Source organism: Methylosinus sp. KRF6, assembly GCF_018887255.1.
Lineage (GTDB): Bacteria > Pseudomonadota > Alphaproteobacteria > Rhizobiales > Beijerinckiaceae > Methylosinus > Methylosinus sporium.
In genome coordinates this window covers 4112388-4125036 of sequence record NZ_JAHLJF010000001.1, presented here as the reverse complement: position 1 = coordinate 4125036, position 12649 = coordinate 4112388, and the positions used below count along the sequence as shown (strand labels likewise).

The 12649-nt window shown below is 66.1% G+C and carries 15 protein-coding genes, 1 tRNA gene and 1 pseudogene; 6 read left to right on the top strand and 11 right to left on the bottom strand.

Annotation, left to right across the window (positions count from 1 at the left end; translation table 11 throughout):
- Positions 1-4: 4 nt before the first annotated feature.
- The 5 genes from KP010_RS19465 to KP010_RS19445 all read right to left on the bottom strand — a co-directional run bounded on the left by KP010_RS19465 (position 5) and on the right by KP010_RS19445 (position 5174).
- On the bottom strand, positions 5-1048 hold the full coding sequence (locus KP010_RS19465; RefSeq protein ID WP_142864062.1) for a sensor histidine kinase: 1044 nt from the start codon (positions 1046-1048) through the stop codon (positions 5-7).
- Positions 1049-1203: 155 nt separating this feature from the next.
- The gene (parE, locus tag KP010_RS19460; protein ID WP_142864061.1) at positions 1204-3222 is read right to left on the bottom strand and encodes a DNA topoisomerase IV subunit B; all 2019 of its coding nucleotides are present in this window, start codon (positions 3220-3222) and stop codon (positions 1204-1206) included.
- Positions 3223-3449: 227 nt separating this feature from the next.
- A complete protein-coding gene (locus tag KP010_RS19455) occupies positions 3450-3653 on the bottom strand; it encodes an integrase (RefSeq protein ID WP_142864060.1) in 204 nt (67 codons plus the stop codon).
- A 159-nt stretch (positions 3654-3812) separates the two neighbouring features.
- The gene (locus tag KP010_RS19450; protein WP_185966563.1) at positions 3813-4433 is read right to left on the bottom strand and encodes a 2OG-Fe(II) oxygenase; all 621 of its coding nucleotides are present in this window, start codon (positions 4431-4433) and stop codon (positions 3813-3815) included.
- Between the two features lie 72 nt (positions 4434-4505).
- Complete coding sequence (locus KP010_RS19445; RefSeq protein WP_142864058.1) at positions 4506-5174, bottom strand: DJ-1/PfpI family protein; 669 nt, start codon at positions 5172-5174, stop codon at positions 4506-4508.
- Positions 5175-5274: 100 nt separating this feature from the next.
- Here KP010_RS19445 and KP010_RS19440 point away from each other — a divergent pair, with 100 nt between their 5' ends.
- Positions 5275-6210: a GlxA family transcriptional regulator gene (locus KP010_RS19440; RefSeq protein WP_210244321.1), complete on the top strand. Its 936-nt coding sequence runs from the start codon at positions 5275-5277 to the stop codon at positions 6208-6210.
- Between the two features lie 20 nt (positions 6211-6230).
- Here KP010_RS19440 and KP010_RS19435 read toward each other — a convergent pair whose 3' ends face one another.
- From KP010_RS19435 to KP010_RS19420, 4 genes are all read right to left on the bottom strand, one after another.
- Positions 6231-6554: a type II toxin-antitoxin system HicB family antitoxin gene (locus KP010_RS19435; RefSeq protein ID WP_051949329.1), complete on the bottom strand. Its 324-nt coding sequence runs from the start codon at positions 6552-6554 to the stop codon at positions 6231-6233.
- On the bottom strand, positions 6551-6805 hold the full coding sequence (locus KP010_RS19430; RefSeq protein WP_142864056.1) for a type II toxin-antitoxin system HicA family toxin: 255 nt from the start codon (positions 6803-6805) through the stop codon (positions 6551-6553). The genes KP010_RS19435 and KP010_RS19430 overlap by 4 nt, the downstream gene beginning before the upstream one ends.
- Before the next feature lie 228 nt (positions 6806-7033).
- The gene (locus KP010_RS19425; protein WP_142864055.1) at positions 7034-7885 is read right to left on the bottom strand and encodes a hypothetical protein; all 852 of its coding nucleotides are present in this window, start codon (positions 7883-7885) and stop codon (positions 7034-7036) included.
- Between the two features lie 125 nt (positions 7886-8010).
- Positions 8011-8100: transfer RNA gene (locus KP010_RS19420), tRNA-Ser, on the bottom strand.
- Positions 8101-8485: 385 nt separating this feature from the next.
- On the opposite strand from KP010_RS19420, the gene KP010_RS19415 reads away from it, so the two are divergent.
- The 5 genes from KP010_RS19415 (at position 8486) to KP010_RS19395 (ending at position 11623) form a co-directional block, all read left to right on the top strand.
- A complete protein-coding gene (locus tag KP010_RS19415; RefSeq protein WP_142864054.1) occupies positions 8486-8935 on the top strand; it encodes a gamma-glutamylcyclotransferase family protein in 450 nt (149 codons plus the stop codon).
- Positions 8932-9798, top strand: coding sequence for a pantoate--beta-alanine ligase (gene panC / locus KP010_RS19410; protein ID WP_142864053.1), 867 nt, complete (start codon positions 8932-8934; stop codon positions 9796-9798). Before KP010_RS19415 ends, panC begins: the two co-directional genes overlap by 4 nt.
- Positions 9795-10082 (top strand): acylphosphatase, encoded by a 288-nt coding sequence (locus tag KP010_RS19405; protein ID WP_142864052.1) that lies wholly within the window; start codon positions 9795-9797, stop codon positions 10080-10082. The genes panC and KP010_RS19405 overlap by 4 nt, the downstream gene beginning before the upstream one ends.
- A complete protein-coding gene (gene cysQ, locus KP010_RS19400; RefSeq protein WP_142864051.1) occupies positions 10069-10911 on the top strand; it encodes a 3'(2'),5'-bisphosphate nucleotidase CysQ in 843 nt (280 codons plus the stop codon). The genes KP010_RS19405 and cysQ overlap by 14 nt, the downstream gene beginning before the upstream one ends.
- A 118-nt stretch (positions 10912-11029) precedes the next feature.
- The gene (locus tag KP010_RS19395; RefSeq protein WP_246659962.1) at positions 11030-11623 is read left to right on the top strand and encodes a DUF1134 domain-containing protein; all 594 of its coding nucleotides are present in this window, start codon (positions 11030-11032) and stop codon (positions 11621-11623) included.
- On the opposite strand, the gene rsmD is transcribed toward KP010_RS19395, so the two are convergent.
- Together rsmD and KP010_RS19385 are read right to left on the bottom strand one after the other, a co-directional pair.
- The gene (rsmD, locus tag KP010_RS19390) at positions 11592-12173 is read right to left on the bottom strand and encodes a 16S rRNA (guanine(966)-N(2))-methyltransferase RsmD (RefSeq protein ID WP_142864050.1); all 582 of its coding nucleotides are present in this window, start codon (positions 12171-12173) and stop codon (positions 11592-11594) included. The two genes, KP010_RS19395 and rsmD, sit on opposite strands and share 32 nt — an antisense overlap.
- A gap of 3 nt (positions 12174-12176) precedes the next feature.
- Positions 12177-12649, bottom strand: a pseudogene (locus tag KP010_RS19385) (hypothetical protein); the annotation flags it as partial.

Genomic DNA, 12649 nt, shown 5'->3' with positions numbered 1-12649 from the left:
ACCCTCATTCCGCCAGCGCTTGCGCGGCCGGCACGGCGAGCGTCCATTCGAAGCCGTCGGGCGGAAAGCCGATCGTCGCTTCGCCGCCCAGCGCCTGCGCGACGAGGCGCTTGATCACCTTATGGCCGAAGCCCTCGCGCAGTTGCTCCGGCGCCGCCGGCGGACCGCCGAACTCTCGCCATTCCACCACAAAACGCGAATCGTCGACGCGCCAATGCAGCTCGAGCCGCCCCTCCGGCTGCGCCAGCGCGCCATGCGTCAGCGCATTCACGGCGAGCTCGTGCAGCGCGAGGCCGATGTTCTGCGCGGCCTCCGGCTTCAGCATCAGATCGGGACCGCCGGCGCGCGTCTGCTCCTCGACGCAGCCGGCGTCGAGACAATAGGACAATTGCGCGCGCACCAGCTCCGGCATCGACGCGCCATGCCAATCCTGCGAGACGAGAAGATCATGCGCCATGGAGAGCGCCTGCAGCCGCGCGGCGAATTTGCGCTGGAAATCGGCGAGCGAAGGCGCGCCCGCCGCCGTCTGCCGCGCCATGGCCTGCACGACGGCGAGAAGATTTTTGGAGCGATGCACCAGCTCGCGCAGCAGCACATGGACATGATCCTCGCGCCGCTTGCGATCGGTGATGTCGCGCGCCGTGCCGATGATGCGCGCGGCGCGTCCGCCTTCGAAAAAAGTGCGGCCGCGCACTGCGATCCAGCGCTCGACGCCGTCGGTCTGGCCGATGATGCGATACTCCGCCTCGTAATCGCCGAGCTGGCCCGGATCGAGCGCGGCGGGCGCCGCCTCGCGCGTCTGCGCCTTGTCGTCCTTGTGCATCGCATTGCGGAAAATCTCGAAGCTTCCGGGCGCGCCTTCCGGCAAAGCCCAGAGCGCGCGCACGCGCTCGTCGAGATGCACCTCCCCGGTAATGAGATCCCAATCCCAAATTCCGGTGAGGCTCGCATCCAGCGCCATGCGCATTCGCTCGAGCGCCAGCGCGGCGTCGCGATCATCCGCCCGCTGCGGCGCGAACGCCTCGCTCTTGCTGTCGATGTCCGTCAAGATCGGTCCCTCGACGCCCGCCGCCCGCTTCGAGTGGCGCGAACCATAGCCCAACGGCCGTCGGCGGGCGAGAAAATCATTTCAAAATCGCGCGACTCATCTCTCACGCCCGATATGCGAGAAAGGAAACGCCGTGGTCCGATCCACGGTTCCCTTCACACATCCAATTCCGTGGCGAAAGCGGCGCGCTCCTGAATGAAGGCGAAACGCGCCTCCGGCTTGGCGCCCATCAGCCGCTCGACGCAATCGGCGGTCTCCTCGCGCTCCTCGCCGGCGATCACGACCTTGAGCAGAGTGCGCTTCTTGGCGTCCATCGTCGTTTCCTTGAGCTGAGCCGGCATCATCTCGCCGAGGCCTTTGAAGCGGCTCGTCTCGATCTTGCCCTTGCCGGTCAGCACTTTCTTCACCAGCTCGTCGCGATGCGCGTCGTCGCGCGCATAGACGGTCTTGGCGCCTTGCGTGAGCTTATAGAGCGGCGGCACGGCGAGATAGAGATGACCGCCGTCGATGAGCTTGGGCATTTGCCGAAAGAAGAAAGTGATGAGCAGCGAAGCGATATGCGCGCCGTCGACATCGGCGTCGGTCATCACGATGATCTTGTCGTAGCGCAAATCCTCGTCGCGATAATGCGAGCCGATTCCGCAGCCGAGCGCCTGCACCAGATCGGCGAGCTGCTGATTGGCGGCGAGCTTCTCACGCCCCGCCGAGGCGACATTGAGAATCTTGCCGCGCAGAGGCAGCACGGCCTGGCTGGCGCGGTCGCGCGCCGCTTTTGCGGAGCCGCCGGCGGAATCGCCCTCGACGATGAAAATCTCCGAGCCTTGCGACGACGTATTGGTGCAATCGGCGAGCTTGCCGGGCAGGCGCAATTTGCGCGTCGGGGATTTGCGCGCCTGCTCCTTCTCGGCGCGTCGGCGAAGCCGCTCCTCGGAGCGCTCCACCGCGAAATCGAGCAGCTTGCCCGCCTGCGACGGCGCGCCGGCGAGCCAATGGTCGAAAGCGTCGCGCACCGCGCCTTCGACGAGGCGTGAGGCCTCGACATTCATCAGCCGCGTCTTGTTCTGCCCCTGAAACTCCGGCTCGCGAATGAAGACGGAGATCATCGCCGCCGATTGGCCCATGAGGTCCTCGGCCGTCACATTGGCGGCGCGCTTGGCCTGGCCGATGCGCTCGGCGTGATCCTTCAAGCCGCGCAGCAGAGCGAGGCGAAAGCCCGCCTCATGCGTGCCGCCGTCGGGCGTCGGAATCGTGTTGCAATAAGAGTGCGAAAAGCCGTCCTCATTGGCGAACCAGGCGATGGCCCATTCGAGCGAGCCATGGCCGCCCTCGCGCTGCACCTTGCCGACGAAGGGCTGATCGGCGACCAGCTCCTTGCCCTCGGTCTCACGCGCGAGATAGTCGCGCAACCCGCCGGGAAAACGCAGCACCGCCTCGGCCGGAACGTCGGAGCCCGGCTCGATCAGCTCTTTGGCGCAGCGCCAGCGAATCTCGACGCCGCCGAAGAGATAGGCCTTGGAGCGCGACATGCGGAACAGCCGCGCCGGCCGCCAATGCGTCGCCGGGCCGAAGATGTCCGCATCCGGCTTGAAGCGCACCTTGGTGCCGCGGCGATTGGCGATGCGGCCGAGCTTTTCGAACTTGCTGGCGACGAGGCCGCGCGAGAAGACCTGACGATAGAGCTGCTGCTCTCTGGCCACCTCGACCTCGACCCTCTCCGACAGGGCGTTGACCACGGACACGCCGACGCCGTGCAGGCCGCCGGAGGTTTGATAGGCCCCCGAGTCGAATTTGCCGCCGGCGTGCAGCATGGTCATAGCGACTTCGAGCCCGGTCTTGTCCGGAAACCGGGGGTGTCGATCGATCGGAAAACCGCGGCCATTGTCCACGACGGTGAGCCAGCCCTCCGGCTCGAGCGTGACCTCTATGAAGCTGGCGTGGCCTGCGACGGCCTCGTCCATGGCGTTGTCCAGCACCTCCGCGAAGAGGTGATGCATGGCGGCCTCGTCCTTGCCGCCGATATACATGCCCGGCCGCCGCCGGACCGGCTCCAGCCCCTCGAGCACCTCGATGGAGGCGGCGTCATATTCCGCCGGCGCCTTGGGCGCTTTCGCGGCGGGAGCGGCTGCGGCCGGCTTGCGCGGGGCGCCGCCGAAAAGATCATCGGATTTGGCCATGGAGGGGATTTTAGCGATTCGCGAGGGGGAGCGCGAGGGGGTATGAGAACATACAATGAACTTCTTTTGAACGAGGCGTCCGCCTATTTCACGCTCCGAATGGTCCAATGCAGATAGAGGCGCTTACCGCTTCTTGACATTGCAAGCGTGCTGAAATCGTGTCTTGCGATTTCGGTAGCGCTGGCTCCTTTGCGGGCCAATGTTTTTTCAATCCAATTTTGTTAAATTCAATGCAAGAACAGCTTCACCGCTATCGCCACCTGAAACGCGAGCACGAACCCCATCATCCATTTGATGACGAGCAGTTCGCCCTTCAAAGTCGAAACGTCATCGTCTCGCTTGCTCAGCGCGGTCGCGGCTTTCAAAGCCTTGTCCTCGGGAATGTCGATGGCCCGAAAAGCTTCGAACACTTCGGATTGAAGATTGCTCATACGAGAAAAACTAGCACGGAATCGTGCGCCGAGAAAGAGAGCGAAGCCAGAACTCGAAGAGAATTCCGTTTCGGTTCCCTCCTGCTGAGGTACCCGCGTCGAATTCAGCGCCGCCTTCTGGAACTCGCCCTCGTGCTCGAGATGGTCGGCGCGCGCCCCTCAGCATGATGGCGAGGGGGATTGCCCTTCGCGCCGCCGCCTCACCCAGCAATTTATCGAAAATCTCCCATCGGCAAAGGCGCTCGCGCAGCGTGTCGGACGCACCTCGTGAAACGCGGCGGAGGGAAAAGCGACGAGACGATCATAGGCCGGCGCTATGTCCGCAAAGCCGTCCGGCGAAAAGAGCCGCAGCGCCCCGCCGTCGAAACGCTTGGGCAGCGCGTGAAAATAATAGACGAGCGTGAGAACCCGCACGCTGTCGTGTCCGTCCGGCCGCGGCGGCGCATCGGCATGGCGCTTGAAGAAGCCGCCGTCGCCATAGCGCACCATCTCGATCTCTTTTTTCGTTTCCGAGAGCAGACAAACATTCAGCTCGTGCGTCAGACGCGCGAGGACCACATCGACAGACGCGGCGAAAGCCGCGCGCAGCGGGCCGAGCTCGAGAAGATGCGAAGAATCGCGCACCGACGTACCGACGCGCGCCTCGCGCTCGGCCGTGTAGAAACGCGATTGCGAAAATTCGCTCTCATGGGCCAGCGCGAATTGCATCAGCTCGCCTGCGCGCGCCGCGCCGAGAAAGCCGTCGATGACGACATGCGCAGGCGTGGCGGCGGCGGTCATAGGCGCATCCATTGCGGCGACAGAAGCGCTCGATAGATCACAGAAAGCCGCAATGGAAAAGCCGCGCCGCGCTCAGCCATGCAAGGCCGAAAAGCGCGCCTTTCGCTCGGCGAAACGCGGCGTCACCCATTCGACCAGCGCTTCGCCCGCCGTCTCCGGGCGCCCGCTGTCGAAGGGCGGCGCCGGCGCATATTCGATCGACAATTGGATCGCGCGCGCGACCTGCTCGCCGGCGATATCGGCTGCGAGCGTCAAAGCGAAATCAATGCCCGCCGTCACGCCGCCGCCGGTGACGACGCGGCCGTCGCGCACGACGCGCGCGGCGTCTGGAACGGCGCCGAACAATGGCAGAAGATCGCGCCAGGCCCAATGGCAGGCGGCGCGCTTGCCGCGCAGCAGGCCTGCGGCGCCGAGCAGCAGCGAGCCGTTGCAGACCGAGGTCACATAGCGCGCGCCTTCCGCGAGCCGCGCGATCTGCTCCAGTAATTCGCGATCGACCGACGCCGCCTCGACGCCGGGACCACCGGGAACGCAGAGGAGATCGCAGCGCTCCACGCCGGCGAGCGCGCGCGTCGAGCCGAATTCGAGTCCCGTGTCCGAAGCGACGGCGCCGCCCTCGCGCGAGGCGACGACGACCTCGGCGCCGGGCAGTCGCGACAGCACCTCGAAAGGTCCGGTGAAATCGAGCTGGGTGAGCCGCGGAAAAATCGCGAAGACGATGCGAAAGCTTTGGTCCGACATTGCGAGCCTCCCCCTTGTTGACGAAGGCAGAGTAGCGCCGCTAGGCTCTGTCTGAAATGACGGTTTTCCCACTTTTTCAGACAGAGCCATGAGCGCGCGGATCATCGCTCTGCTGATCTTCGACGACTTTCAGATTCTCGATGCGGCGGGTCCGATCGCCGCTTTCGAGATCGCCGCGCGCATCGTCCCCGGCGCCTATGCGCTACGGACCGTCGCCACCGCTCCGGGCCTCGTGCGCTCCTCTTCCGGCGTCGCCATAGCGGCCGGGGGCTTCGCCGCGGCGCGACGTTGCGACACGCTGCTGATCGCCGGAGGCCTCGGCACGCGCGGCGCCGCCACGGACAGAGCGACTCTCGCTTTCGTCGCCCGCGCAGCGACGCGCGCGCGACGTGTGGCGAGCGTGTGCTCGGGCGCCTATGTGCTGGCGGCGGCCGGGCTTCTCGACGGCCGCAGAGCGACGACGCATTGGAGCCGCAGCGGCGATTTTCAGCGACGCTTTCCAAAGGTTCGGCTGGAGCCGGATTTGATCTTCGTGCGCGACGGGCCGATCTGGAGCTCCGCCGGAATCACCGCGGGGATCGATCTCGCGCTGGCGATGATCGGCGACGATCTCGGCGAGGATGTCGCGCGCGCCGTGGCGCGGCAGCTCGTCGTCTATCACCGACGCCCGGGCGGGCAATCGCAATTTTCCGCGCTGCTGGAATTGGAGAGTCGGCAAGACAAATTCGCGACGCTGCTCCGCTGGGCGAGCGAGCGTCTGCGACAACGCCTCACCGTGGAGGAGCTGGCCGAGCAGGCCGCGATGAGCCCACGCAATTTCGCGCGCGCTTTCTCCCGCGCCACCGGCGCGACGCCCGCCAAGGCGATCGAGCGCCTGCGGCTCGACCGAGCGAAGAGCGCGCTGGAGAGCGGCGCCGGCGCGATCGAGCAAATCGCGCGCGACAGCGGCTTTCACGATCCAGAACGAATGCGACGGGCGTTTTTGCGCGTTTACGGGCAGCCGCCACAGGCGTTTCGGCGTGGGGGAAGGCGATAGCCGTCCGCGCGGGCGACTGTTCACGCCACTTCCGCGAGCCGTTCGGCGATGAATTGATTGATGCTCTCGCCGGCCTTCGCCGCCTGCTCGGCGATGCGCTTGTGAAGCTCCGGCGGAATGCGCAGCGACAATGTGCCGGAATAGGGCTTCTCCGGCTCGACGTCGCGCGCTTTGCACCAGTCGCGATAGTCGGCGATCGTCTCGGCGAAAGCGCTGCGCAGCTCGTCTATGTCGCGGCCGGCGAAGTGAAGCGTGGCGCGCGCATTGACCACGACGCCATTCATGAGCGCGTCGCCGTCTTCATAGCTCACCTCGGCGATATAGCCGTCATGCTTCAGGATCATGGCTTTGCTCCCGCGCTTTCGAGGAAACGGCGAACCGCCGTGACGGCGCCCTTGTCGGTCTCCGGTTGCGGGTGCGGGCGATGGAAGACCGCCTCCGCTCCGCCGAGCAGGAACCGAACGCGAGAGCCGCGTCCCTCCGAACGCTCCGCCCCGAGCGCGACGAGGAGGCTTTCGATATCCGTCCATCGCAGGTCCGAAGGAACGGGTCGGGCGAAGATCGCCTCCAACGTGCGCCGATGCTTTGCGTTCATATCGCCTTGATACCAAAAAATGGTAGCGAACGACAGCAAAAGCAAGTGGATGGGCCGCAGAGCCGGGGAGGCCGTTTTTGGGGCCCCTCGGCAGCGTCGTCATAACATATAGATTTAAAATAAATTTTGGCGGGCCATGCCCAACGATGATGAGCACTATGTCCACGCTATAGCACTGTAAATGCGCACGGCAACTTCGCGTAATGTCGAGTCGCGCTGACGCTACGATCAGCGTAGAGGCACATCAGATGTCCAGAACGTGATATCAGTATTTTCTTCCACCGTGCCCTTCACCAAAGCCACCTTGTCTGGGTCAGCGATTGGCCCAAACCCCACCGACCGGATGGCAGATCGTAGCCCATCGTCCCATAGCGGTAGATCAATGAAGCGTGTAGGCCCATATTGACCTTGCCGAAGTTGGATCGGCAACGCCGGAATCTCTGTCCCATCGCCACGGTGCCCGCCGGGATCACGCAAGCCATACGACGCCGCTTTCTCGGTTAGCGTCAACCGGGACACACGCACCTCCCTTTCGGAATGAAAACGCGGATCCTTGAAGGCATAGAGGTCCATCACGAACATCGCCGCGAGCTGCGCGAGTTCCTCGCGATCGTCCATGTTCTCCTCATAGTGCGATTGCAGCATCGCGAGACCTGCATTGACAAACTCCCGAAGATACTCGGGATCGTAGGAAACTCGCCTGATCGCAACACCTGCACGCTCTGCAAGCCAAAGCGCGTCGAAGCCTAAGACGCACCCGCTGCCTCGATCCGCATAACGTTCCCAAAGCCCAACATCATCCCGATCCTCCGTGAGGCAGCCAACCATCATGACAGTCGCGGACTCGTGAGTGTTGAGTTTGATATTTGCCATATAACGCGGCACTTCCTCGACGAAAACTTCGCGGTTCTGGTAGGCTTCTACGAATTTCGATCTTGCATAAACATATTCCGACTTGTCATTCATCATCGAGAATTCTGATAGGCGGAGCGTTCTGTGCCGAATAATAGCCTCTGCCGCTTCAGCCGTTGTATAGTGATAGAGAATCTGGCCTGACTTCGGCGCGAAGAAGTGCTTCATGATAACGTTTCTATGTTACGGCAAATATTGATGACGTGACTTCGGGAGCAATTCGCTAAGGCGCGCTTTCAGCTTCAATCAAAGGCCGCATCGTAGAGCGCCGCGCAACACCGCAAGCATCGAACTGGCGGAAGGGGTGGGATTCGAACCCACGGTGAAGTTTCCCCCACGGCGGTTTTCAAGACCGCTGCCTTAAACCACTCGGCCACCCTTCCGAACCCGGAGCCGGACCGGGCTCGCGGCGAAGCCTATCGCTTCTCTATGACCGCGCGTCAACCGGCCGCGCGCGCCTAGCGGAACCAGACATAGACGATCGCCGCCGCCAGAGCCAGGACGAGGCCGATCGCCGTGCTGCGCAGAAAGCCGCCTTCGAACTCCTCCATTTCCGTCCTCCCTTCTCGCCCTCGCGTCGATTCGACGCATTTCTAAAACTGCATCCAACGCTGAGAATAGTCGATGAGGGTGGTTAATTCCCAGGGGCCGCTCTCGGTTGGGAGCCCGGCGCAGGCCGGGCTCTTTTTCTTTCCGTGAGGGGCGTCCGTGGCGCCTCGCTCGCGGCGGCGCTATGCGCTAAGGTCCGCCGCCGCTCGGAAAGACCACATGCCTCTCTATTTCGCCTATGGCGCCAATATGGACGTCGCCGCAATGGCCGTCCGCTGTCCCCATTCGCGGCCGCTCGGCCTCGGCCGGCTGGCGCGCTACCGTTTCACCATTCTGGAGACGGGCTACGCCACTGTCGCGCCCGATGCGCGGGCGCAGGTCCATGGCCTGCTCTATGACCTCGCCGTGGCGGATGTGCCGGCGCTCGACCGTTACGAGGAGATCGGCCGCCGGCTCTACCGCAAGGTCGTGCAGCCGGTGCTGCGCGCGCCGGTGGGCTCGGCGCGGGCGCTCGTCTATATCGGCACTTCGACGCGCGAGGGGCCGGCGGCGCCGGGCTATGTCGAGAATATCGTCGCCTCGGCGCGCGCGCTCGGCCTGCCGAGCGCCTATATCGCCTTTCTGGAGAGCCATGCGCCCAATGCGCAGCAGAGGATGAGCCGAAGATGAGCGCCTTTTTTGTTCCGACCGTCCATACGCTGGCCGAGCTGCGCGAGCGTGTCGCGCAATGGCGCGCGCGCGGCGAGCGCGTCGGCTTCGTCCCCACCATGGGCGCGCTGCACCAGGGCCATCTCGCTCTGGTGGAGGAGGCGCGCCGGCGCGCCGATCGCGTGATGGTCTCGGTCTTCGTCAATCCGACGCAATTCGGCGCAGGCGAGGATTTCGACCGTTATCCGCGCACGCTCGCCGCCGATGTCGAGAAGCTCGCGAGCGTTGCGGCCGATCTCTGCTATGCGCCGGCGGTGGAGGAAATGTATCCGCCGGGCTTTTCCACCACGGTCGCTGTGGGCGGCCCGGCGGTCGCCGATCTCGAGGATCATTTCCGGCCGACGCATTTCTCCGGCGTCGCGCTCGTCGTCGCCAAGCTGCTCAATCAGGCCGATTGCGACGTCGCCGTCTTCGGCGAGAAGGATTATCAGCAATTGCTGGTGATAAAGCGCCTGGCGCGCGATCTCGACCTGCGCGCGGAGATCGTCGGCGCGCCCACTTTGCGGGAGGCGGACGGGCTCGCAATGTCCTCGCGCAACATCTATCTTACGGCCGAGGAGCGGCGCATCGCCCCTGTGCTGCATCGCGCATTGACCGAGGCCGCGCGGCGCATCGCCGATGGCGAGCCGATCGGCCATGTGATGGGCGAGGCGCGCGAGCAAGTCGCCGCCGAGGGATTCCTCATCGATTATCTCGAGGCGCGCCACGCCGAGACTCTGGCGCGCGTCGCCCGCCGGCATGACGGCCCGATCCGCCTGCTCGGCGCCGCCAAGCTCGGCGCGACGCGGCTCATCGACAATATCGCCGTCGAGTCCGCGCAATGAGCGAGGCGCGACGCGTTTTCCGCATCATCGTGCGCGGCCGCGTGCAGGGCGTCGGCTTTCGCGCCTTTGTGGCGCGGGAAGCCGGGCGTCTCGCGCTCGCCGGCTGGGTGCGCAATTGCAACGATGGCGCGGTGGAGATCGTCGCCGCCGGGCCGCAGGGCGCGCTGCGAGCGCTGGTGGAGGCGGCGCGACGCGGACCGCCTGCGGGACGCGTCGACGATCTGCGCGCGGAAGAGACGAGCGAGGCCGCTCTCGTCGAGCGGCGCGGCGATGTGGAGTTTTGACGGCGTGCGGCTCGAGAAAGACGCGGATTTCGATGCGCTCGCGGCCGCCTTCGCCGATCTGACGACGTGCGCCGGCGCTATCGCCATGGAGGTTCTCGCCGCGCCGGCGATAGAGGCGCGCGCGAAGAAGGACGCCAGCCCGGTCTGCGAGGCGGACGAGCGAATCGAAGCTTTTCTCGCGCAGCGTCTCGCCGAGTTGCTGCCGGGCGTTCCCATCGTCGCGGAAGAGGCCGCCGCCGCGGGCGCGCAATTCGCCCGCGCCGAGACTTTCCTGCTCGTCGATCCGCTCGACGGCACGCGCGAGTTTCTGGCGCGCAGCGGCGAGTTCACGATCAATATCGGCCTCGTCGTCGCGAGGACGCCGCGCGCCGGCGCGGTCTTCGCCCCGGCGCGCGGGCGATTATGGTTCGCCGGCGCGCGCGCCTTCGCCGCCGACGCTCAGCCCGGCCGGCCGGCGCCGGAGCGCGCGGCCTGGCGCCCGTTGCGCGTGCGCGCGCTCCCCGTGGAAGGGCCGATGGCGCTGGTCAGCCGCTCGCATCTCGACGCAGAGACGAAGGCCTTTCTCGCGACGCATCGCGTCGCCGCGACGCGCGATGTCGGCTCCTCGATCAAATTCTGCCTTCTGGCGGAGGGCGCAGCCGATCTCTATCCACGCTTCGGCCCGACGATGGAATGGGATACGGCGGCAGGCGACGCCGTGCTGCGGGCTGCCGGCGGCGGCGTCGTCGATCCTTCCGGCAGGCCGCTCGCCTATGGCAAGGCGGAGGCCTCCTATCGCAACGGGCCTTTCATCGCATTCGGCGATCCCGCCGCTGCAAGACTTTGTTAAGGCCGCGGGGAGATTCTTCGTCTCGCGAAGAAGAGCCGCCGAGGCGCCACAGGCGCGACACGATCGCATCCAAACTTCAGCGGACTGATTCGCATTCGCCGCAACGGGGGTTTTCGTGATGCGCGCCGCTCATTCGACTCGCAGAGAGATGCTCGCGCTCGCCGCGGCAGCCGCTCTGTCGCCGCTCACGCCCGCGCGCGCCTATGGCGAGCGGCCGGAACCCAGACCCGAGCCGATGTCCGGCGACGAGGTGGTGCGCAACGGCCATCGCTTCTTCGGCTCGATAGCGCGCGATCTCGCGCAGGGCGTCGAGCAGATGGCGCGGCGCTGGGGCCGCCCCAACGCCTATGTGCTGGGACAGGAAGGCTCGGGCGCCTTCGTCGGCGGCCTGCGCTATGGCGAAGGAGTCATGTACACGCGCAACGCCGGCCAGCGGCGCGTCTATTGGCAAGGTCCGTCGCTCGGCTTCGACGCCGGCGCCAATGGCGACCGCACCATGATGCTCGTCTATAATCTGCCTTCCGTCGATGCGATCTTCACCCGCTTCGGCGGCGTCGCCGGCTCGGCCTATCTGGTCGGCGGATTGGGCTTCACCGAGCTCACGGCGGACGGCGTCGTCATCGCCCCGATCCGGGCGGGCGTCGGCGCGCGCCTCGGCCTCAATCTCGGCTATTTGAAATTCACGCCGGAAGCGACGTGGAATCCATTCTGACGCGACGCGCGATGGCGATCTGCGTGTCGCCGTAGCGGCGGCGCTCTTCCTCGACGATTCCCTCGGGCAGAGCGAGGGGCGCATCCACAGCCTCTTCGATGACGATCAGCGCGCCCTCGGCGAGCCAGCCGCCGTCGATCAGCGAGCGCAGCGCACGCGTCGCGAGATCGCGCCCATAGGGCGGATCGAGAAAAGCGAGAGTGAATAATTCGCCCGGCGGCGCGAGGCCGAGCTTGGTCGCGTCACGCCGAAAAACGCGCGTCACGCCGCCCGCGCCCAGCGCCTCGACATTGGCGCGCAGCAGCGCGCGCGCCTCCGCGCCATCGTCGATGAAGAGGATTTTCGCAGCGCCGCGCGACAAGGCCTCGAGGCCGAGCGCGCCCGTGCCGGCGAAGAGATCGACGACGCGCGCGCCCGGAACCGGATCGTCATAGGCATGGGCGAGAATGTCGAAGACGGATTCGCGCAGGCGATCCGAAGTGGGACGGATCGCCTGCGATTGCGGCGTCTTCAGCACGCGGCCGCGAAAGCTGCCGGCGACGATGCGCATGGGCTAGCGCGGCTTGCGCGGCGCGCCGCCGGGCTTGCGCGGCCCCTTGCCAGGACCTTTGCCAGCCGGCCCGCCTCTGCCCGGCCCTTTGCCCGCGCCGCTCCGCGGCGGACCGCGACGCTCGCCCGACGGCGGACGCGCATCCCCGTCACGACGCGGCGAGCGGCCCTCACCCGCCTTGCGCGGCGCGCGCTCGCCCCGCGGCGCGTCGCCGGAGTCGAAACGCTTACCGGCGCCATTGCCTGCGAAGCTCTTGCCCGCGCCGAAGCTCTTGCGTTCGCCGAAGCTCTTGCCGGAGCCGGACGTCTTGCCGGCGCCGAAGCTCTTGCGCTCGCCACGCTCGAAACGATCGCCAGAGGGCGCACGGGCGGCCGCTCCCTCGCGACGCGGCGGACGCTCCTCGCCCTCACGACGCGGCGCGCGCTCGCGGCGCGGCCCATCGCCGGCGCCGAAGCTCGACCCGCGACGCTCGCCGC